Source organism: Streptomyces huasconensis (genome assembly GCF_021028635.1).
In the GTDB taxonomy this organism is placed as follows: Bacteria; Actinomycetota; Actinomycetes; order Streptomycetales; family Streptomycetaceae; genus Streptomyces; species Streptomyces huasconensis.
In genome coordinates, this window is sequence record NZ_CP086119.1 from 6,541,871 (window position 1) to 6,563,639 (window position 21,769).

General features: G+C 72.3%; 15 protein-coding genes. 6 read left to right on the forward strand and 9 right to left on the reverse strand.

Going from position 1 to position 21,769, the window contains the following annotated elements:
- Positions 1 to 61 precede the first annotated feature (61 nt).
- The 3 genes from J2N69_RS29250 to J2N69_RS29260 are packed head-to-tail and all read left to right on the forward strand — an operon-like array spanning position 62 to position 5,647.
- Positions 62 to 1,072 (forward strand): CDP-alcohol phosphatidyltransferase family protein, encoded by a 1,011-nt coding sequence (locus J2N69_RS29250; protein ID WP_230903352.1) that lies wholly within the window; start codon positions 62 to 64, stop codon positions 1,070 to 1,072.
- A 1-nt stretch (position 1,073) separates the two neighbouring features.
- On the forward strand, positions 1,074 to 4,652 hold the full coding sequence (locus J2N69_RS29255; RefSeq protein WP_230903353.1) for a bifunctional glycosyltransferase/CDP-glycerol:glycerophosphate glycerophosphotransferase: 3,579 nt from the start codon (positions 1,074 to 1,076) through the stop codon (positions 4,650 to 4,652).
- Between the two features lie 47 nt (positions 4,653 to 4,699).
- Positions 4,700 to 5,647 carry a capsular polysaccharide synthesis protein gene (locus tag J2N69_RS29260; RefSeq protein WP_230903354.1) on the forward strand — a complete coding sequence of 316 codons (948 nt, stop codon included), beginning with the start codon at positions 4,700 to 4,702 and terminating at the stop codon, positions 5,645 to 5,647.
- A 58-nt stretch (positions 5,648 to 5,705) separates the two neighbouring features.
- Here J2N69_RS29260 and J2N69_RS29265 read toward each other — a convergent pair whose 3' ends face one another.
- The 5 genes from J2N69_RS29265 to J2N69_RS29285 form a co-directional block, all read right to left on the reverse strand.
- Positions 5,706 to 7,838 (reverse strand): 3-hydroxyacyl-CoA dehydrogenase NAD-binding domain-containing protein, encoded by a 2,133-nt coding sequence (locus J2N69_RS29265; protein WP_230903355.1) that lies wholly within the window; start codon positions 7,836 to 7,838, stop codon positions 5,706 to 5,708.
- Complete coding sequence (locus tag J2N69_RS29270) at positions 7,835 to 9,061, reverse strand: thiolase family protein (RefSeq protein WP_230903356.1); 1,227 nt, start codon at positions 9,059 to 9,061, stop codon at positions 7,835 to 7,837. The genes J2N69_RS29265 and J2N69_RS29270 overlap by 4 nt, the downstream gene beginning before the upstream one ends.
- 639 nt (positions 9,062 to 9,700) lie before the next feature.
- On the reverse strand, positions 9,701 to 10,975 hold the full coding sequence (locus J2N69_RS29275; protein WP_230903357.1) for a ribonuclease D: 1,275 nt from the start codon (positions 10,973 to 10,975) through the stop codon (positions 9,701 to 9,703).
- 78 nt (positions 10,976 to 11,053) lie between these two features.
- Complete coding sequence (locus J2N69_RS29280) at positions 11,054 to 11,716, reverse strand: response regulator transcription factor (RefSeq protein ID WP_030687574.1); 663 nt, start codon at positions 11,714 to 11,716, stop codon at positions 11,054 to 11,056.
- Between the two features lie 295 nt (positions 11,717 to 12,011).
- Complete coding sequence (locus tag J2N69_RS29285; protein ID WP_230903358.1) at positions 12,012 to 12,671, reverse strand: DUF3000 domain-containing protein; 660 nt, start codon at positions 12,669 to 12,671, stop codon at positions 12,012 to 12,014.
- A 151-nt stretch (positions 12,672 to 12,822) separates the two neighbouring features.
- Between J2N69_RS29285 and hemE the strand changes: the two genes are divergently transcribed.
- Positions 12,823 to 13,830, forward strand: a complete 1,008-nt coding sequence (hemE, locus tag J2N69_RS29290; protein ID WP_408056923.1) for a uroporphyrinogen decarboxylase — start codon at positions 12,823 to 12,825, stop codon at positions 13,828 to 13,830.
- A gap of 56 nt (positions 13,831 to 13,886) precedes the next feature.
- On the opposite strand, the gene J2N69_RS29295 is transcribed toward hemE, so the two are convergent.
- From J2N69_RS29295 to J2N69_RS29305, 3 genes are all read right to left on the reverse strand, one after another.
- The gene (locus tag J2N69_RS29295; protein ID WP_230903360.1) at positions 13,887 to 14,795 is read right to left on the reverse strand and encodes an NAD-dependent epimerase/dehydratase family protein; all 909 of its coding nucleotides are present in this window, start codon (positions 14,793 to 14,795) and stop codon (positions 13,887 to 13,889) included.
- A 555-nt stretch (positions 14,796 to 15,350) separates the two neighbouring features.
- Entirely contained in the window at positions 15,351 to 16,736 is a 1,386-nt protein-coding gene (locus J2N69_RS29300) for an FAD-dependent oxidoreductase (protein WP_230903361.1), read from the reverse strand.
- Positions 16,737 to 16,881: 145 nt separating this feature from the next.
- Positions 16,882 to 17,763: a DUF4349 domain-containing protein gene (locus J2N69_RS29305; protein ID WP_230903362.1), complete on the reverse strand. Its 882-nt coding sequence runs from the start codon at positions 17,761 to 17,763 to the stop codon at positions 16,882 to 16,884.
- A gap of 154 nt (positions 17,764 to 17,917) precedes the next feature.
- Between J2N69_RS29305 and hemG the strand changes: the two genes are divergently transcribed.
- Positions 17,918 to 19,381 carry a protoporphyrinogen oxidase gene (hemG, locus tag J2N69_RS29310; RefSeq protein WP_230903363.1) on the forward strand — a complete coding sequence of 488 codons (1,464 nt, stop codon included), beginning with the start codon at positions 17,918 to 17,920 and terminating at the stop codon, positions 19,379 to 19,381.
- Positions 19,382 to 19,385: 4 nt separating this feature from the next.
- Positions 19,386 to 20,105 (forward strand): hydrogen peroxide-dependent heme synthase, encoded by a 720-nt coding sequence (gene hemQ, locus J2N69_RS29315; RefSeq protein WP_127911580.1) that lies wholly within the window; start codon positions 19,386 to 19,388, stop codon positions 20,103 to 20,105.
- Positions 20,106 to 20,135: 30 nt separating this feature from the next.
- Here hemQ and J2N69_RS29320 read toward each other — a convergent pair whose 3' ends face one another.
- The gene (locus J2N69_RS29320; protein ID WP_230903364.1) at positions 20,136 to 21,737 is read right to left on the reverse strand and encodes an alpha/beta hydrolase; all 1,602 of its coding nucleotides are present in this window, start codon (positions 21,735 to 21,737) and stop codon (positions 20,136 to 20,138) included.
- Positions 21,738 to 21,769 lie beyond the last annotated feature (32 nt).

Sequence of the window (21,769 nt, forward strand, 5' to 3'; positions counted from 1 at the left end):
GCGCAACTGGCGCTCCGGCGGCGCTGATTAGATGGGGCGTCCGGCTACTGACTGAGGAGATATGGGAAGGCTTTCGCTGAAGGCTGTCCAACGGCAGACGTGCAAGAAGCGCGACGCGTGGTGGACGGTCCTTCTGGTGGACCCCGTGGCCACTCGTCTGCTCTGCGTACTCGCCCGCTTCAAACGCGTCACACCGAACGGCGTGACCTGGTCCGCGCTCTTGCTCGGACTCGCAGCGGCCGGATTCTTCGTACGCGGCGACCGCACACCCCTCGCCATCGGAGCCCTGCTCTACCACGTCAGTTTCATCCTCGACTGCGTCGACGGAAAGCTCGCCCGGCTCAAGGGCAACGGCACCGTATTCGGCGGCTGGCTCGACTACGTCTTCGACCGTGTCCGCGTGCTGTGCTGCGCCGTCGCGCTGATGGGCGGCCAGTACCTGCGCACCGGAAACGCGTGGTACCTCGGTGCGGCGCTCGCCGTCGTCTTCCTCGACATGCTCCGCTACGTCGACGCGCTGCAGATCTACAAGATGCGCATGTCGATGCGGCGCAGCATCGAGACCCTCGCCGCCGAGCGCCAAGCTGCCGCCGCCACCGGCCAGGCTGTGACCCCGGTGGTCTTCCTGGAGGACCTGTTGCGCGAGGACCCGGACCTGGACCCCGACGAACAGCGGCGGCCGAGCGAGGTCCCCGTCATCGACCTGCACGCCCGGTTCCGCGGGCGCTTCCCCTGGTACGCCCGGGTGCGCAGAGCCCTCGTCGAGCACCGCATCCGCCCGCATCTGGTCAGCGGCATCGAATTCCAGATGGCCGTCTTCATCGTCGCGCCGCTCATCGGGCAGATCCTGCCGGTCACCCTCGTCGCGGGCCTTCTGCTCGCCGCCTTCGAGCTGGCCATCATGTACAAGTTCTGGCTCTCCACGCGGGACTTCAGCCGCGTCATGGAGAAATTCGACGAGCACCCCGCGGCCGCGCGGCTCACCGGAGTTCCCGTCAAGGGGCGCCACCGCAGAATGCGTGACCGGAGTATCTCCGCACCCGCCGGCAGCGGACTGGAAAAGGGAATCTGATATGCCGACGAGACCGCCGAGACTCAGCATCATCGTGCCGTTCTACGGCGTGGAACAGTATCTGTACGAGTGCCTCCAGTCGCTCGCGGAACAGACGTTCCGCGACTTCGAGGTCGTCATGGTCGACGATGAATCGCCGGACGGCTGCGCCGACATCGCCCGTGAATTCGCCCTGCGCGACCGGCGTTTCCGACTCGTCCAGCAGAAGAACGGCGGCCTCGGCCACGCCCGGAACACCGGCACCCGGCACGCACACCCCGACGCGGAATTCATCACGTTCGTCGACAGCGACGACGTCCTGCCCGACTACGCGTACAGCGTCATGATCCGCTCACTGGAGGAGAGCGGCTCCGACTTCGTCGCGGGCAACGTCCACCTCCTGAACAGCACCGGCACCCGCCAGTCCCCGCTGCACCGCCCGCTCGCCAAGCGCCGCGTCCGCACGCACATCACCGAGACGCCCGACCTCATCTTCGACCGCACCGCCTGGAACAAGGTGTTCCGCCGCGCCTTCTGGGACCGGCACCGGTTCGCCTACCCCGTGGGCGTGCTGTACGAGGACACCCCGGTGACCCTCCCGGCCCACCACCTCGCCGAGGCCGTCGACGTCATCGAGCGCCCCGTCTACTACTGGCGCCAGCGCGAAGGCTCCGCGGCCCCCTCCATCACCCAGCGCCGCACCGAGGTCAAGGGCCTCGTCGACCGCGTCGCGGCCTGCGACGGAGTGAGCCGGATGCTCGCGCTCCAGCCCGGGGAGCAGGGCCGCCGCAACAAACACGAGTACGACCTGCGGACCCTGAAGTCGGATTTCCCGCCCTTCATGAAGGTTCTCCTGGACGCGGACGACGAGTTCCGCACCCGCTTCCGCGACCTCACCAAGGACTACCTCGACCGGGTCGACGAGGCCGTCCTCACCGCGCTCCCCGCCGAACTGCGGCTCAAATGGCACCTGGTGCGCACCGGCGACCTCGACGAACTCCTCGCCCTGCTCGCCAAGGAGCGGAGCGGCGAGAAGCCCGCCATCCGCCGCCGCCTGCGCGGGGCCCGCCTCGACTACACCCCCGAGCTCTCCGGGCGGCGCGTGCCCAAGTCCGTGCTGCGCTGCGACGAGGCGCTGTCCGCCCACGCCGTGGTCACCGACACCCGCTGGCTGGACGGCAGGCTGCGCGTGCGGGGCTACGCCTATATCCGGCACGTGGACGCCGCCTCCCGCCTCGGCGCGCTGAAGGTGGCCGCCCTGCGCGAGGCCGGCACCCGGCGCATCCTGCCGGTGAAGGTCCGCACCTTCCACGAGCCCGAGGCCACCGTCCGCTCCCGGCAGGCCCACCACTGCTACGACTGGGCCGGCTTCGAGTTCGAGATCGACCCCGACCGCCTGCGCCACCGCGGCACCCTGCGCCGCGGCACCTGGGGCCTGCGCATCGGCGTACTCAGCGGCGGCACGTTCCGCCTGGCCAAGCTGACCAAGGGCACCCGCGGCACCGGCACCCACCCGCCGTACTACTGCCCCGACGACAAGACCCGCCTCATACCCCAGTTCCGCGGCGGCCTGGTGCTGCGCGTCGAACCCGTCCGCGCCCTCGTCACGGGCCACCGGCTCCGCGGCGACCACCTGGAACTCCGCGTCGACCTGCGCGAGCGCACCGGCGCCCGCTGCTCCCTGCGCATCCAGCACCTCGCCCTCGGCACGTACCGCGAGTACCCCCTCACCAAGATCGGCGGGGGTGAGGGACCCGGCGCCCGCTGGGCCCGCATCCCCGCGCGCGATCTCAGGGAATTCGGCGTCCCCGGCCGCCACGGTTTCCAGCGGATGCTCAACACCCCCGCCAGCAACGGCTGGCGCACCGAGCTGATCGTGCGGGGCAAGCGCCGCCGCATGATGGTCGACCCCCGACTCGCCGAGGGCCACCACCTGGCCCCCGACCCCGACTGGCCGGGCCTCACCTCCGACGACCGCCATCTCGTCGTCCACCAGAACACCCACGGCGACCTCGTGCTCTACGAGACGGCCGTGTTCCCCGTCGCCCGCCATGTGTGCTGGGACGCCGACGGCCGGCTGCGCATCGAGGGCACCCTCCCCGGACGGCTGCGCCGCGGCGGCCGCATCGTGCTGCACCACCGCGGCCAGAAGGAGGAGTGGACCTTCCCCGTCACGGTCGAGGAGGACCGCTTCCGCGTCGACATCACCCCGGCGGCGATCACTTCGCTGGCCGGCACCGTGCCGCTGCGCCCCGGCGCCTGGGACGTCCTCTTCCGCGCGGGCGAGGGCGCGGGCGACGACTGCGCGGTACGCGTGGACCGCCCCGTGCACGCCCGGCTGCCGCTCGCGTACGGCGACAGCGGATACACCGCGGAGACGGCCCGCTTCAACCAGCTGATCCTCGTCGCCCCCTCCCGGGTCGCCCAGGACGAGCGCAGCACGTACCACCAGCGCGGGCTCCAGGGGGACTTCTACCCGGCCGCGCGCCGCAAGCCGCTGCGCGACGCCGTGCTCTACAACAGCTTCACCGGCCGCCAGTTCTCCGGCAATCCGCGCGCCGTCCACGAGGCGCTGCTGCGCCGCCAGGGCGACGACGGGCGCCTGGACCACCTCTGGGTGGTCCGCGACGACCAGGTTGAGGTCCCGCCCACCGCACGCCCGGTGACGATGTGGACCCGCGAGTGGTACGAGGCCCTCGCCCGCAGCCGCTACATCGTCTCCAACACCCACCTGCCCGAGTGGGTGGAGCGCAGGGACGGCCAGGTCATCGTGCAGACCTGGCACGGCACCCCGCTCAAGCGGATCGGCCACGACATCGAGAACGTGCAGTTCTCCGACAAGCGCTACCTGGAGAAGATGGCGACCGAGGTCCCCAACTGGAGCTTCCTCGTCTCGCCGAACACCTTCAGCACGCCGATCCTGCGCCGCGCCTTCCAGTACGAGGGCGAGGTCCTCGAGACCGGCTACCCGCGCAACGACATCCTGTTCTGCGAGCGCGCCCCGCAGGTCGCCCACGAGGTCCGCCGCAAGCTGGGCCTGCCGCCGGGCAAACGCGTCGTGCTCTACGCGCCCACCTGGCGCGACGACCAGTTCTACAGCCCCGGCCGCTACAAGCTGGACCTCAGGATCGACCTGGAGCGGGCCCGCGCCACCCTGGGCCACGACCACGTCCTGCTGGTCCGCAAGCACCCCAACGTCGTCGACGACGTGCCGGGCGCGGGCGACGGCTTCGTCTTCGACGTCTCCAAGTACCCGGACATCGCCGACCTGTTCGTCATCTCGGACATGCTCATCACGGACTACTCGTCGCTGATGTTCGACTTCGCCATCACCGGCCGCCCGATGTTCTTCTTCACGTACGACATGGAGAAGTACCGCGAGAAACTCCGCGGCTTCTACTTCGACTTCGAGGCGGCGGCCCCGGGCCCGATCGTGTCGACCCCCGACGAACTCCTGCGCGCCGTGCGGAACGTCGACGGCACGGCCCGGCAGTACTGGCCCCGCTACACGCGCTTCCGCTCGCTCTTCTGCGACCTGGACGACGGCAGCGCCGCGGACCGCGTGATCGACCGGATGGTGGAACTGGCGTACGCAGCTTGACCATCGCCGCCCCACGCACCCCCACGTACCGAGAGTTGAACCCCCACATGAACAGCCACGCCCCACTGGACGTCCGTAAGCTCTACGCGGTCGGCGAGACCCTGGAGAAGCACCGCGAGCTCGCCCAGGCCGCCTGGACCTACGAGCAGGCGGTCCGCATGGACCCGCAGGGCCTGCCGGTCGACCTGCAGCTGATCGCCTCGGAGCCGCAGCGCTTCTCCTACCGCAGGATCATGGCCCGGTTCCTGATGGAGCACCTCGACGCGATCCGGCAGCGCGTCCCCCACGAGCCGGTCGAGCAGACCAGCGACCCCAAGATCTTCGTCTACTGGGAGCAGGGCTTCGACGACGCGCCCCCGATCGTCCGCGCCAACCGGGAGCGCCTGGAGCGGCTGCACGGGGCCGACGTCGTCGAGCTCGACAAGGAGCGCCTGCACCAGCTGGTCGACATCCCCATCGGCATCCGCCTGCACGCGGAGAGCGACCGCACCCACTTCTCCGACATCGCGCGTTTCGCGCTCCTGCACCGCTACGGCGGGATCTGGCTCGACGCCACCTGCCTGGTGACGGACTCGGTCCTGGACCGCTTCGACGTACTGGTCCGTTCGGGCTTCTTCGCGTTCCGCTACCACGACGCGCTGACCTCGAACTGGTTCCTCGCGGCGCAGCCGGGCAACTATGTCACCGGCATGATGTACCAGGGGCTGTGCGAGTACTGGCGGCGCCGGGACATCGCGGTGCACTACTACATGGCGCACCACATGTTCGAGTCCATGTACTACCTGGACCAGCGCTTCGCCTCGATCTGGGACGCCACGATCGACCTGAGCTCCCATCCGCCGCACGAGCTGCAGAAGGCGATGCAGGAGCCGTACAGCCCCGAGCGCCTGGAAGCCCTGCTCTCCCACTCCTTCGTGCACAAGCTGACGTACAAGCGCGACGCGAAGCCCGGCAGCATCCTCGAACACCTCGCGTCCCAGGGCGAGCGGCGCTGAGAAGGCCGAAGGGCCGTACGGGACAACGCCCGTACGGCCCACCGACCTGCTCTGTGTGTTACGCGGGGACGCTCGCGACGCCCTGCGCCAGGAACCGCTTGCCGTTCACGCGCTCGCTGACACCCTCACGGTCCAGGTACGGCGTGATGCCGCCCAGGTGGAAGGGCCAGCCCGCGCCGGTGATCAGGCACAGGTCGATGTCCTGGGCCTCGGCGACGACGCCCTCGTCGAGCATGAGCCCGATCTCCTGCGCCACCGCGTCGAGCACGCGGTCGCGCACCTGCTCCTCGGTCAGGACCTCGTCGCCCTGCTTGAGCAGAGCGGCGACCTCGGGGTCCAGCTCCGGCTTCCCGGAGTCGTACACGTAGAACCCGCGCTTGCCGGCCTTGACGACGGCCGCGAGGTTCGGGGAGACCGTGAAGCGCTCCGGGAAGGCACGGTTGAGCGTCTCGGAGACGTGCAGACCGATGGCCGGGCCGACCAGCTCAAGGAGGACCAGCGGCGACATCGGCAGACCGAGCGGCTCGACGGCCTTCTCGGCGACGGCGACCGGGGTGCCCTCGTCGATGACGTTCTGGATCTCGCCCATGAAGCGGGTCAGGATGCGGTTCACGACGAACGCCGGGGCGTCCTTCACCAGCACCGCGGTCTTCTTCAGCTTCTTGGCGACACCGAAGGCCGTGGCCAGCGACGCGTCGTCCGTCTTCTCGCCGCGCACGATCTCCAGGAGCGGCAGGATCGCGACCGGGTTGAAGAAGTGGAAGCCGACGACCCGCTCGGGGTGCTTCAGCTTCGACGCCATCTCGGTGACCGACAGCGACGAGGTGTTCGTGGCGAGGATCGCGTGCGCCGGGGCGACCGCCTCGACCTCGGCGAACACCTGCTGCTTGACGCCGATCTCCTCGAAGACGGCCTCGATGATGAAGTCGGCGTCGGAGAAGCCCTCGGCCTTGTCCAGGACACCGGAGACGAGCGCCTTGAGGCGGTTCGCCTTGTCCTGGTTGATGCGGCCCTTGCCGAGCAGCTTGTCGATCTCGGCCTGGACGTAGCCCACACCCTTGTCGACGCGCTCCTGGTCGATGTCGGTCAGGACGACCGGCACCTCAAGACGGCGCAGGAAGAGCAGCGCCAGCTGCGAGGCCATCAGACCGGCGCCGACGACGCCGACCTTGGTGACCGGACGCGCCAGGTTCTTGTCCGGGGCGCCGGCCGGGCGCTTGGCGCGCTTCTGCACGAGGTTGAACGAGTAGATGCCCGCGCGCAGTTCACCGCCCATGATCAGGTCGGCGAGAGCGGTGTCCTCCGCGTCGAAGCCCTGCTGGAGGTCGCCGTCCTTGGCGGCGGCGATGATCTCCAGGGCGCGGTAGGCGGCCGGAGCGGCGCCGTGCACCTTGGAGTCCGCGATGGCACGGCCACGCGCGACGGCGGCGTCCCAGCCCTCGCCGCGGTCGATCTCGGGCCGGACGACCTCGACCGAGCCGTTGAGGACGGAGGCCGTCCAGATCAGCGACTGCTCCAGGAAGTCGGCGCCCTCGAACATCGCGTCGGCGATGCCGAGTTCGAAGACCTGCTTGCCCTTGAGCTGCCGGTTCTGGTTGAGCGAGTTCTCGATGATGACCGTGACCGCGCGGTCCGCGCCGATGAGGTTCGGCAGCAGCGCGCAGCCGCCCCAGCCGGGCACCAGGCCGAGGAAGACCTCGGGCAGCGAGAAGGCGGGCAGCGCCTTGGAGACGGTGCGGTAGGAGCAGTGCAGACCGACCTCGACGCCACCGCCCATCGCGGCGCCGTTGTAGTACGCGAAGGTCGGCACGGCGAGGCCCGAGAGGCGCTTGAAGACCTCGTGGCCGCCCTTGCCGATGGCCAGCGCGTCCTCGTGGTGCTTGAGCAGCTCCACACCCTTGAGGTCGGCGCCGACGGCGAAGATGAACGGCTTGCCGGTGATGCCGACGCCGACGATCGAGCCCTCGGACGCCTCCTTCTCGACCTGGTCGATCGCGGCGTTGAGGTTCGCCAGCGACGCGGGGCCGAAGGTGGTCGGCTTGGTGTGGTCGAAGCCGTTGTCCAGCGTGATGAGCGCGAAGCGCCCGGCACCCTGGGGGAGGTCGAGGTGGCGTACGTGCGCCTGCGTGACGACCTCGTCCGGGAACAGCTCGGCCGCACCCTTCAGAAGCTCGGTGGTCGTGGTGCTCACTTGTCGCCTCCGGCGTCCTTGTGGTTCGGGTTCTCCCAGATGACCGTCGCGCCCATGCCGAAGCCGACGCACATGGTCGTGAGGCCGTAACGCACCTCGGGCTGCTCCTCGAACTGCCGCGCCAGCTGCGTCATCAGGCGTACGCCGGAGGAGGCGAGCGGGTGGCCGAACGCGATGGCGCCGCCGTACTGGTTGACGCGCGCGTCGTCGTCGGCGATGCCGTAGTGCTCCAGGAAGGCGAGCACCTGCACGGCGAAGGCCTCGTTGATCTCGAAGAGACCGATGTCGGAGATGGACAGGCCCGCCTTGGCGAGCGCCTTCTCCGTGGCCGGGATCGGGCCGTAGCCCATGACCTCCGGCTCGACGCCCGCGAAGGCGTACGAGACGAGGCGCATCTTGACCGGGAGGTTGTTCTCCCGGGCGAACTCCTCGGAGGCGATCAGCGAGGCGGTGGCGCCGTCGTTGAGACCCGCGGCGTTGCCGGCCGTGACGCGGCCGTGCGTACGGAACGGCGTCTTCAGGTTCGCGAGGTTCTCGAGCGTCGTGCCCGGGCGCATCGGCTCGTCGGCGGTGGCCAGGCCCCAACCGGTCTCACCGGCCTCGGCGTTGGTACGGCGTACGGAGATCGGCACGAGGTCCGCCTGGATCTTGCCGTCGGCGTACGCCTTGGCGGCCTTCTCCTGCGAACGCACCGCGTACTCGTCGGCGCGCAGCTTGGTGATGCTCGGGTAGCGGTCGTGCAGGTTCTCGGCGGTCATGCCCATGAACAGCGCGGACTCGTCGACCAGCTTCTCGCTGACGAAGCGGGGGTTGGGGTCGACGCCCTCGCCCATGGGGTGGCGGCCCATGTGCTCGACGCCACCGGCCACGGCGATGTCGTACGCGCCGAAGGCGACGCTGCCCGCGACCGAGGTCACGGCGGTGAGCGCGCCGGCGCACATGCGGTCGATGGAGTAGCCGGGCACGGACTGCGGGAGCCCGGCGAGGATGCCGGCGGTGCGGCCGATCGTCAGACCCTGGTCGCCGATCTGCGTGGTCGCCGCGATGGCGACCTCATCGATCTTGGCGGGGTCGAGGTCCGGGTTGCGGCGCAGCAGCTCCCGGATGGCCTTCACGACGAGGTCATCGGCACGGGTCTCGTGGTAGATGCCCTTCGGACCCGCCTTGCCGAACGGGGTGCGGACGCCGTCCACGAAGACGACGTCCCTGACGGTACGAGGCACGATGGCTCTCCTCCAGGGTGCGGTTGCGCCACGCCTGCGGCGCGCTTCCTGGGCCCATGCTACTTGTCGGTAACTAGGTGGCCAAGGGAGGCCCGCGGGAGGCGAAGGTCACACTTGTTCCGCGGGGCGGTGAGCGGTGCCCTGTCCCGCCGCTGCGCGGCGGATGCCTGCCCCACCCACCCGCCCGTTACTCGGCGTCAGCGGGTGCCGTGGGGAGTCGGGTGGCGCGGCGCCCGCCCATGCGCGTGGTACTCGGGGTTTGCGGGTGCCGTAGGGGGCCGGGTGGCGCGGTGGCCGACCATGCGCGGGTACTCGGGGTTAGCGGGTGCCGCCGGGGCCGGGTTGCGCGGCCCCCGCCCATGCGTGCTACTCGGGGTCAGCGGGTGCCGTAGGGCGTCGGGAGGCGCGGCGCCCACCCATGCACCCCGCGCTCGGCGTCAGCAGGTGCCGGTGGGAGCCGGGCCGTACGAAGGCGCCGGGCACCCGCGCCACCCGCCCGCCTCGCCCGCAGGGCGGACGCCGCCAGCCCGCCCGGGACCAGCGGTGGTCGCCGCGTCACCCCCCCTGCCCCCTCCACCTCTCGACGCGGGGTAACGGGTGGGTGGGTGGGAAAGCTGCGGCGGCCAGGAAACCCCGCCGTCAAGCCAGCGCAGCGACCAACGCCGGCGTGACCTGCTCGATCTGCCACCGCCGCGCGCCGTACCCGGCCAGCGCCGACGCCACGGAGTCCGTGTCCACCTGGGCCGGCGGCTCCCAGCAGACGCGCCGGACCGTGTCCGGAGTGATCAGGTTCTCCTGCGGCATGTTCAGCCGCTCGGCGAGCGCGGAGACCGCGGCCCGCGCGGCGGAGAGCCGCGCCGCGGCGGCCGGGTCCCGGTCCGCCCAGGACCGCGGCGGCGGCGGCCCGCTCACCGTCTGCCCCGGCTGCGGCAGCTCCGCGTCCGGCAGTGCCTTGGCGCGGTCCACCGCGGCCTGCCACTGCTCCAGCTGACGTCGGCCCATGCGGTGTCCGAAGCCGGGCAGCCCGGCGAGCGCGTGCACGTTGGGCGGCAGGGCGAGCGCCGCCTCGACGATCGCGCCGTCGCTGAGCACCTTGCCCGGCGAGACGTCGCGCCGCTGCGCGATGCGGTCCCGCGCGGTCCACAGCTCCCGTACGACCGCCATCTGCCGGCGCCGGCGCACTTTGTGCATGCCGGAGGTCCGGCGCCAGGGGTCCTTGCGGGGCGGCGCGGGCGGCGCGGAGGCGATGGCGTCGAACTCCTCGCGGGCCCACTCCAGCTTGCCCTGCCGGTCCAGCTCCTTCTCCAGGGCGTCGCGCAGGTCGACGAGCAGCTCGACGTCGAGCGCGGCGTACCGCAGCCAGGGCTCGGGCAGCGGCCGGGTCGACCAGTCGACGGCGGAGTGCCCCTTCTCCAGTACGAAGCCGAGTACGCCCTCGACCATCGCGCCGAGCCCCACGCGCGGGAACCCGGCGAGCCGCCCCGCCAGTTCCGTGTCGAAGATCTGCGAGGGGACCATGCCTATCTCGCGCAGGCACGGCAGGTCCTGGGTGGCGGCGTGCAGCACCCACTCGGCGTCGCCGATGGCCGCGCCGAGGCCCGAGAGGTCGGGGCAGGCGACGGGGTCGATGAGCGCGGAGCCCGCGCCCTCGCGGCGGAGCTGCACGAGGTAGGCGCGCTGGCCGTAGCGGTAGCCCGACGCGCGTTCGGCGTCCACGGCCACGGGGCCGGTGCCACGGGCGTACTCGGCGATCATCGCGGCGAGGGACTCCTCGTCGGCGATCACCGGCGGGATGCCGTCACGGGGCTCCAGCAGGGGCGTCGGCAGCCCTTCGGAAGCGAGGCCGTCGTCCGGAGGGGCGCCCCCGGTGGTGCGCAGTGAGCTGTCTGCTGCGGTCTCTTGGGCGTCGGTCACCTGTCAAGGGTATCTGTGTATACGCGGCGCCCGTCGACGGAACGTTCCGTCGACGGGCGGGGGAGGGTGGTAAATCAGTCAGTGGATGATGCCGGTGCGCAGCGCGACCGCCACCATCCCGGCCCGGTCGCCCGTGCCGAGCTTGCGCGCGATGCGGGCGAGGTGGCTCTTCACGGTCAGGGCGGACAGGCCCATGGAGACACCGATGGCCTTGTTGGACTGGCCTTCGGCGACGAGCCGGAGCACCTCGACCTCACGGCCGGACAGCTCGCGGTATCCGCCGGGGTGGCTCGGGGCACCCGGCGGGCGGCGGTGCATTCGGGCGGCGGCCGAACCGATCGGAGCGGCGCCGGGGCGGGTGGGGAGTCCGACGTTCGTACGTGTGCCGGTGACGACGTAGCCCTTGACGCCGCCCGCGAGGGCGTTGCGCACGGCACCGATGTCGTCGGCGGCGGAGAGGGCGAGGCCGTTGGGCCAGCCCGCGGCACGGGTCTCGGACAGGAGCGTCAGGCCGGAGCCGTCGGGGAGGTGGACGTCTGCGACGCAGATGTCACGGGGGTTGCCGATGCGGGGACGAGCCTCAGCGATGGACGAGGCCTCGATGACGTCGCGTACACCGAGAGCCCACAGGTGGCGGGTGACGGTGGAACGGACGCGGGGGTCGGCCACGACGACCATGGCGGTCGGCTTGTTCGGGCGGTAGGCGACCAGGCTTGCGGGCTGCTCGAGGAGAACGGACACCAGGCCTCCTGGTGGGGGCGGGACGGGACCGGCTCGGGGATGAAGCCGGGACGAACCGTGCTTTTCAAGGTCACAAACCTCTTCGGCAGCAAACCCGCCCGCCTTTAGGGAATGATCACGATTTGGTGAGTACCAATCGGGGTAATTCGGACATGCGCTCGATCATCCGGAAATCGGCCCGAACAAGCCGCCGTCCGGGCGACCCGATCCGAGCCATCCGGGCCCCACCCACATCGGCCCCACGCACATCGGCCCCGTGGCGGTGTGCCACGGGGCCGACGAGACCGGTTCCGCGTCAGGGAGCGAGGGGCCCGCGCCGCTGCGGGAGGGAGACGACGGAGCCGTCCCCGGGGGCGAGCGGGGGCAGTCCGGCGATCTGGCAGAGCAGCTCGCACCACGCGGCGAGGTGCGCCCCGGTGTCCGGCACCCCGCCGCCCCCCTCCCGCGGGGTCCACGACGCCCGGATCTCGATCTGGGAGGCGGGCGGCCGTTCCGCGAGCCCCCCGAAGTAGTGCGAGCCGGCGCGCGTCACCGTGCCGCTCGCCTCGCTCACGGAGAGCCCGCGCGAGCGCAGCGCGCCGGTCAGCCACGACCAGCACACCTCCGGGAGCAGCGGGTCCGCCGCCATCTCCGGCTCCAGCTCCGCCCGCACCAGCGTCACGAGCCGGAAGGTGCCCTGCCAGGCGTCGTGCCCCGCCGGATCGTGGAGCAGCACGAGCCGTCCGTCCGCGAGGTCCTCCTCGCCGTCCACGACCGCCGCCTCCAGCGCGTACGCGTACGGCGCGAGCCGCTTCGGCGGCGGCGTCGGGTCGATCTCGATCTCCGGCCGCAGCCGTGCCCCCCGCAGCGCCTCGACCGCCGCGCGGAAGGGCGGCGGAGCCGAATCCGCCACCTTCCCCTCCGAACCGTCCATCTCTCCAGCGCCGTCCGACCGTTGTCCCTGAGCCGCAGCCATGCGGGGAAGGTTAAGGGGAACGGCGCCTTCGCGCAGGGAGAGACACCCGTGAGGGGGTCCCCGGTCAACGTGCGAGACTTTCCGCGTGAGTGCCAACAGCAGCCAGAGCCCCGCGGGCCGGCAGAACGCAGCGACGTACGACTCCCCCTTCATGAAGGCGTGCCGGCGCGAGGCCGTGCCGCACACGCCGGTCTGGTTCATGCGGCAGGCGGGGCGCTCACTGCCCGAGTACCGCAAGGTCCGCGAGGGCACCGCCATGCTGGAGTCCTGCATGCGGCCCGACCTCGTCACCGAGATCACGCTCCAGCCGGTGCGCCGCCACAACGTGGACGCGGCGATCTACTTCAGCGACATCGTCGTCCCGCTGAAGGCGATCGGCGTCGACCTCGACATCAAGCCCGGCATCGGCCCCGTCGTCGAGAACCCCATCCGCTCGCGCGCCGACCTCGCGCAGCTGCGGGACCTCACCCCGGAGGACGTCCACTACGTCTCCGAGGCCATCGGGATGCTCACGGGCGAGCTGGGCGCCACCCCGCTCATCGGCTTCGCGGGCGCGCCTTTCACCCTCGCGAGTTACCTCGTGGAGGGCGGCCCGAGCCGCAACCACGAGCACACCAAGGCGCTCATGTACGGCGACCCGCAGCTCTGGGCCGACCTGCTCGACCGGCTCGCCGAGATCACCGCCGCCTTCCTGAAGGTGCAGATCGAGGCGGGCGCCAGCGCCGTGCAGCTGTTCGACTCATGGGTGGGCGCGCTCTCGCCCGCCGACTACCGGCGCTCGGTGCTGCCCGCGTCGGCGAAGGTCTTCGACGCGGTCGCCTCGTACAGCGTGCCCCGCATCCACTTCGGCGTCGGCACCGGCGAGCTGCTCGGGGCCATGGGTGAGGCCGGCGCCGACGTCGTCGGCGTGGACTGGCGGGTGCCGATGGACGAGGCGGCGCGCCGCGTCGGCCCCGGCAAGGCGCTCCAGGGCAACCTCGACCCGGCCGTCCTCTTCTCCACGCGCGAGGCCGTCGAGGCGAAGACGGACGAGGTGCTCGCCGCCGCGAAGGGCTTGGAGGGCCACATCTTCAACCTCGGCCACGGCGTCCTGCCGACCACGGACCCCGAGGCGCTGACCCGGCTCGTGGAGTACGTCCACACGCGTACCGCAGTCTGAAGAATGTCCGAAAAGGGTCCCTGTCCGGCCGGACAGGGACCCTTTTCGTCGCTCCGTCACCGCGCGAGGAGCGGGGCGCCGTCCGCGGCCCAGAGCGCGGCCAGCGACTCCCGCAGGGTGAACCGGGGCCGCCAGCCCAGCTCCCACTCCGCGGCCGTGACGTCCGAGCACTGCCAGGGCACCGCCGTCGACCGGCCCGCCGGGGCGGGCGCCTCCTCCACGGCGCCGGTGAACCCCGCCGCATCCGCCAGGCCGTGCGCCAGGTCGCGCACCGGAGCGGCCCGCCCGCTGCCGATGTTGAGCAGCCGCGGCAGCCGCCCCGGCAGGGCCAGCGCGAGCGCCACCGCCCGCGCCACATCGCGTACGTCGACGAAGTCCCGGTGCGCGGTGAGGTCGCCGACCCGCAGCGTGCCGTGCGGGGTGTGCGCGAGGGCCCGGCTCAGCTCGGCGGTGAGGCGGCCCGGCGGCGCGGCCGGGGGTGCGCCGGGGCCCACCGGGTCGGTGACCCGCAGCACCAGGGCGTCGATCCGGGACTCCAGGACGGCGAGGGTGCCGGCCAGCTTGGTGGCGCCGTAAGGGGTGACCGGGCGGGCGGGGGCGTCCTCCGCGGTGCGCTCGCCGACGCCCCTCGGGCCGTACTCGGCGGCCGAGCCGAGGTGCACGAGGCGGGCTTCGGGCGCCGCCGCCCGCAGGGCCTCGCACAGGACCGCCGGGCCACGGGAGTTGACCGCGGCGAGGTCCGCGGTGGTGCCGGCGGCCGTGCCCGCACAGTTGACCACCGCGTCCGGAGCGGCCCGGCTGAGCTGCTCGGCGAGCGCGTCGGTGGTGACGGTGGCGAGGTCGGTCTTGTGATCGTCCACGGGCGCGCGGCCGCCGCGCAGCAGCCGTACGCCCGGCAGGGCGCGCAGCCGCTCCTCGACATGCCGGCCCAGGTAACCGGTGGCGCCCAGGAGGAGTATGCGCACGGCGCCCTCACGCTCCCTCGGGTTCGGCGGTGATCGCGGCGCCGGCATCGGGAGCCGTCGCTCGTGCGGTGCGTCTCATGCGGTTGTGGTCCCCTCCACGCTCGGGCCCTGGGGATGCCTCCGCCCCACGCCCACCCCCAACGGCGCGGCCACATGTCGCGGCGTGTGTCCGTTCCGCTCTGACGCGTCACATGGTGCGGCCTTGCTGTGGAGGCTGTGCCGATTCTGTGAAAGCTGGCGGAAAAGAGAGGGGACGGCCACAGGGGGTGCCGGAGGGGGCGCGCGGGCAGCGCGACGCGCCCCGGAAGCGGAGCTTCCAGGACGCCGTGGCCGCTCAGAGGGGGCGCCGCGTCCCGCCCCGCGCGTCAGCGCCGGTCACCCGCGCCCGCCGTGGGCGGGCTCCCACGGAGCGGGAAACGAGAGGGGCCCGAACGTGTGGAATCAGCCAAGCGGGGCGGGAACGGCGTAGGGCGGCATTTCCGCGGCGAGCCCGTACTGACCTGCGGGGCGCGCGCGTTCCGTGACGGCGGGCGGGGGCGCGAAACAGGGCGTTTCTCAGTCCGCGTCCGCCCGCACCGCCGCGACCGCCTTGCGTGCCGCCACCAGGATCGGGTCCCACACCGGTGAGAACGGCGGCGCGTATCCGAGGTCGAGCGCCGTCATCTGCTCCACCGTCATCCCCGCCGTCAGCGCGACCGCCGCGACGTCGACCCGCTTGCCCGCGCCCTCGCGCCCGACGATCTGCACGCCGAGCAGCCGGCCCGTGCGCCGCTCGGCCAGCATCTTCACCGTCATCAGGGCCGCGCCGGGGTAGTAACCGGCCCGGCTGGTCGACTCGATGGTCACCGCCACGAACCGCAGCCCGGCCGCCAGCGCGTCCTTCTCGCGCAGGCCCGTCCGCGCGATCTCCAGGTCGCACACCTTGCTGACGGCCGTGCCGACGACGCCGGGGAAGGTCGCGTAGCCCCCGCCCACGTTCGAGCCGATGACCTGCCCGTGCTTGTTCGCGTGCGTGCCGAGGGCGATGTGCCGCTGCCGCCCCGACACCAGGTCCAGGACCTCGACGCAGTCCCCGCCCGCCCAGATGTCCTCGTGGCCGCGCACCCGCATCGCGAGGTCCGTCAGCAGGCCGCCGTACTCGCCCACCGGCAGCCCCGCCGCGCGCGCCAGTTCCGTCTCGGGGCGCACGCCGACGCCGAGGATCACGACGTCCGCCGGGTACTCGGCCTCCTCCGTCACCACCGCCGAGACCCGGCCGTCCTCACCCGTGAGGATCTTGGTGACCTCGGCGTCGTTCACCATCTCGATGCCCATCCCGGTCATCGCCTCGTGCACCAGGCGGCCCATGTCCGGGTCGAGCGTGGACATCGGCTCCTTGCCGCGGTTGACGACCGTCACGTCATAGCCGCGCTGGATCAGCGCCTCCGCCATCTCCACGCCGATGTACCCGGCCCCGACGACCACCGCCCGACGGCCCTCGGTGCGGGTCAGGGTGTCGATCAGGGCCTGCCCGTCGCCGAGGGTCTGCACGCCGTGCACGCCGGGCGCGTCGACGCCGGGCAGCGGCGGGCGCAGCGGCCGGGCGCCGGTGGCGATGACGAGCTTGTCGTACGCCGTCCAGTACTCCTCGCCCGACTCCAGGTCCCGGGCGAGGACGCGCCGGCCCGCCACGTCGATCCGCCGCGCCTCGGTGCGCATCCGCAGGTCGATCGCCCGCTCCCGGTGCTCCTCGGGCGTCCGCGCGACCAGGTCGCCCCGGTCCTCGACGGCGCCGCCCACCCAGTACGGGATGCCGCAGGCGGAGTACGAGGTGAAGTCGCCGCGCTCGAACGCGACGATCTCCAGTTCGTCCGGGCCCTTGAGCCTGCGTGCCTGCGATGCGGCGGACATGCCGGTCGCGTCGCCTCCGATGACCACCAGTCGCTCTCGTGTGCTGCTCATGTGGACACGCTAGGTCACGCCGTGGGGGGTGACGTCGGCGGTGGGGTTGGCGTCGCGTCGGCCGGTGCGGGGACTGGGCTGCGGGTCGGTGGGGGCTGAGCGCGCAGTTCCCCGCGCCCCTTTCGGGGCGCAGGTTTCCCGTCCCTTACGGGGCGTTGTCGCCCTGTTTGCGGTGTGACCGTCGCAGCCACAGCAGGAGCAGCAGCGCTGCGGTTGCCGCGAACGGGAGGGTTGCTGCCAGGGCGATGCCGATCCAGCGCAGGCCCGTGACGAACGCGTCCCAACCGCCCGTGAGCGCGTCGCCGAACGTCGTGTCGTCGTCCCCGTCGGCGGTCTCGCGCGCGCTCTCCGTGAGGGACAGGGTGATCGTCGCCATGCTCGTGCGGTCCTTCAACGAGGCCCGCTGCGCGAGCAGTGACTCCAGGTCGGCCTGACGGGTGCTCAACTCTCCTTCCAGGGTCACCACGTCACTCAGCTTCGTCGCCTTGTCCATCAGCTCCCGCACGCGGGTCACGCTCGCCCGCTGGGACTTGACGCGGCTCTCGACGTCGACGACCTGATCGGTGACGTCCCGCGCCTTCGCCTCGCGGTCGAGCAACCGGCCCGTTCCTTCGAGGGACTTCAGGACGTCCTCGTACGTGTCCTGCGGGACGCGCAGCACGACACGGGAGCGCTCGCGGCCCTCGTCGTCGCGCGACGTGCTCTCGTTTCCCACGATGCCGCCCGCGTCCTCGGCCGCCGCCCGGGCCTCGTCCAGGGCCTTGGGGACGTCCTTGACGCGGACGGTGAGCGTCGCGGTGCGGATGACGTGCGTGCCGGTGAGCTTGGGGCGCTTCCGGCCGCCGGACGTGTCGGCCTGCGCGCCGGCGGCGTCCTTGGCGCCCTCCGGAGCGGCGGCCTGCTGGCCCGCGCCCGCCGCCTTGTCGTCATCCCCGCTGTCGCCGCCGCTCGCGGTGCACCCCGTGAGCGCGAGCGCGCCCGCCAGGAGCACCCCGGAGAGGGCCCGGGCCGCGCGGCCCCTGGACATGCGGTGACGTGACCTGCTGGACGTGTGCATCGGCGTACCCCCGATAGACGTGGCCGGTGATGCTCCTACGACGCCGGGCGGGGCGCGAACGGTGGTTGCCGAGCGGTCCCGATGCGGTCACGGTCGGGACTCGGCGGTCTGAGAGAGTGGAGGCATGCGCGCAACGGACACACGTACGGGCAGCGGCCACGCCGTCGTCATCGGCGGCGGGATCGCCGGCCTCGCCGCCGCACACCGACTCCTGGCCACCGCCCCGAGGAGCCGCGTGACCGTCCTGGAGGCCTCCGACCGGCTCGGCGGCAAGCTGCGCGCCGGGGAGATCGCCGGGGTCGGCGTCGACCTCGGCGCCGAGTCCATGCTCGCCCGCCGCCCGGAGGCCGTCGCCCTCGCCCGCGAGGTGGGCCTCGCCGACCGGCTCCAGCCGCCCGCCACCGCCACCGCCTCGCTCTGGACCCGCGGCGCCCTGCGCCCCATGCCCAAGGGCCACGTGATGGGCGTACCGGGTGACGCCTCCGCCCTGGCCGGGGTCCTCTCCGCAGAGGGCCTGCGCCGCATCGAACGGGACCGCGAGCTGCCGCGCACCGAGGTCGGTGACGATGTCGCCGTGGGGGAGTACGTCGCCGCCCGCCTCGGCCGCGAAGTCGTCGACCGCCTCGTGGAGCCCCTGCTCGGCGGCGTCTACGCGGGCGACGCGTACCGCATCTCCATGCGCTCGGCCGTCCCGCAGCTCTTCGAGGCCGCCCGCACGCACACCTGCCTCACCGAGGGCGTCCGCGACATCCAGGCGCGCGCCGCGCGGAACCAGCAGACGGGGCCCGTCTTCATGGGCATCGACGGCGGCATCGGACAGCTGCCGCTCGCCGTCGCCGCGTCGGTACGCGCGCGTGGCGCACGCATTCTCACCGGCACCCCGGTCACCGAGCTGCGCCGCACCGGTGACGGCTGGCGCGTGGTCACCGACAGCGGCGTCCACGAGGCCGACGCCGTCGTCCTCGCCCTGCCCGCGCCCGCCGCCGCGCGGCTCCTGGCCGCCGAGTCGCCCGCCGCGGCCGCCGAGCTGGACGCCGTCGAGTACGCCTCCATGGCGCTGGTCACCCTGGCGTACAAGCGCGCCGAAACGGACCTCCCCGAAGGCAGCGGCTTCCTCGTGCCGCCCGTCGACGGGCACACCATCAAGGCGTCCACCTTCGCGAGCCGCAAGTGGGGTTGGATCGACCGGCAGGGCCCGGACCTGCTGGTCCTGCGCACCTCCGTCGGACGGTACGGCGACGTGGCGGTCCTGGAGAAGGACGACGCCGACCTCGTCGCCATCTCCCGCCACGACCTGCGCGAGGCCACCGGGCTGAACGCCACGCCCGTCGCCTCCCGCGTCACCCGCTGGGACGACGGCCTCCCGCAGTACCCCGTCGGCCACCACGCGCGCGTGGCCCGCGTCCGCGCCCACGTCGCCGCGCTGCCGGGCCTCGCGGTCTGCGGAGCGGCGTACGACGGTGTCGGCATCCCCGCGTGCGTCGCGAGCGCCAACGCGGCCGTCGACCAGCTGGCCGGGGACCTCACGGGTGTGGAGCAGCTCACCCGCGACCCGGTGCAGAGCCTGCACGGCGGCGGAGGAGAATAGCCCCATGAGTGACGACGCCCCCGCCAAGACCCCCAACGCCGGCAAGAAGGCCAAGGACCTCAACGAGGTCATCCGCTACACCCTGTGGTCGGTCTTCAAGCTGCGTGACGTGCTTCCGGAGGACCGCGGCGGCTACGCCGACGAGGTCCAGGAACTCTTCGACCAGCTCGCCGCCAAGGACATCACCATCCGCGGCACCTACGACGTCTCCGGCCTGCGCGCCGACGCCGACGTCATGATCTGGTGGCACGCCGAGACCTCCGACGAGCTCCAGGAGGCCTACAACCTCTTCCGCCGCACCAAGCTGGGCCGCGCGCTGGAGCCGGTCTGGTCGAACATGGCGCTGCACCGCCCCGCGGAGTTCAACAAGTCGCACATCCCGGCCTTCCTGGCCGACGAGACGCCCCGCAACTACGTCTCGGTCTACCCCTTCGTGCGCTCCTACGACTGGTACCTCCTGCCCGACGAGGACCGCCGCCGCATGCTCGCCGACCACGGCAAGATGGCCCGCGGCTACCCCGACGTGCGCGCCAACACCGTCGCCTCCTTCTCCCTCGGCGACTACGAGTGGCTGCTGGCCTTCGAGGCCGACGAGCTGTACCGCATCGTCGACCTCATGCGTCACCTGCGCGCCTCCGAGGCCCGTATGCACGTCCGCGAAGAGGTGCCGTTCTACACCGGGCGCCGCAAGTCCGTGGCGGAGCTGGTGGCGGGGCTCGCGTAGCCCCCTGTCACCCCTGCACGGGGCCCTGGCTCACAGGGCCCTGGGACGCGGCACCGCCCGCTGTCCGGAGTGCGGCAGCGGCTCCTTGTGCGGCGCGCACGCCGCGCGCCGCACCGGGAGGCGGCCCTCCAGGAGGTACGCCTCCAGGTGCCCGTTGACACAGCGGTTGGGGCCGCCGCCGATGCCGTGCGTGCCCGCGTCCCGCTCGGTGACCAGGACCGACCCGGCCAGCCTGCGGTGCAGCTCCAGCGCGCCGTCGTACGGGGTCGCCGCGTCGCGCTCGGCGGCGAGGATCAGCGTGGGGGCCAGTTCGCCCGCCGACGCGCGCACGTCGACCGGCTGCTGCCGGGGCGCGGGCCAGTAGGCGCACGGCAGGTTCATCCACACGTTGTCCCACGTCTCGAAGGGCGCCACCCGGGCCAGCTCCGAGTTGTCGCGGTCCCAGGTGGCGAAGTCCGTCGGCCACGGCGCGTCGTTGCACTCGACGGCCGTGTAGACGGCGTTGCCGTTCTCCTCCTCGGCCGCCGCCCGCGGCTCGGGCGCGGCCTGCTGGACCAGCGGCCGCGCGTCGCCCTTCACGTAGGCGGCGAGAGCCTCGGCGCGCGCCGGCCAGAAGTCGTCGTAGTACCCGGCCATGAGGTAGGCGGCCTGGAGCTGCCCCGGGCCGACCTTGCCGCCGGCGGGCTTGTGGGCCAGCTCGGCGCGCACCTTCTCGTAGTGGCGCTGGACCTCGTCGGGCGTCGTGCCCAGGTGGTACGTCCTGTCGTGCTTGGCGACCCAGGCGCGGAAGTCCGCCCAGCGCCGCTCGAAGGCCGCCGACTGGTCGAGGTTGTTGCGGTACCAGATCTGTGCGGGCGCGGGGTTGACCGCCGAGTCGAAGACCATGCGGCGCACGTGCGTCGGGAAGAGCGTCGCGTACACGGCCCCGAAGTAGGTGCCGTACGACGCGCCCATGAACGTCAGCTTCCGCTCGCCGAGCGCGGCGCGCAGCACGTCGAGGTCGCGCGCGTTGTTCAGCGTCGTGTAGTGCCGCAGCCCCGGGTTGCGTTCGGCGCACCCGCGCGCGTACGCCTGTGCCTGCGCGATGCGTTCACGTTTGTACGAGGCGTCGGGGTGGCTCTGCGACTGCGTGGGCGCCTTGGCGTACTCCTTCGGGTCCTGGCAGGACAGCGGCGCCGAGCGCCCGACCCCGCGCGGCGCGTACCCGACGAGGTCGTACGCCGCCCCGAGGCGCTTCCACTCGGGCATCAGGCCCATCAGCGGGAAGTACATGCCGGAGCCGCCGGGGCCGCCGGGGTTGAAGACGAGGGCCCCTTGACGTGCGACGGCACGCTTGCCGTACTTGCCCGTCGCTTTGGCGCGGCTGACGGTCAGTCTGATCTGCCGGCCGTCCGGGCGGGCGTAGTCCAGCGGTACGGAGACCGTGCCGCACTTCAGGGAGGCGGGCAGCTTCTCGGCCTTGGCGCAGGCGCCCCAGCGGATGCCGGCGGCCTCGGCGCGCTGCGCGGCGACGGCGGTGCCGCGGGTCTCGGGGGAGGGCGGGGCGGCGCCCGCGCTTCCCGCCGGGGCGGCGACGAGGGCGGTCAGGACCAGGGAACCGGCGGTTCCGTAGCGGGCGGCTGCTGCTCTCATCGCGCTTCTCCACCTCTTCTGTCCGGCCGGGC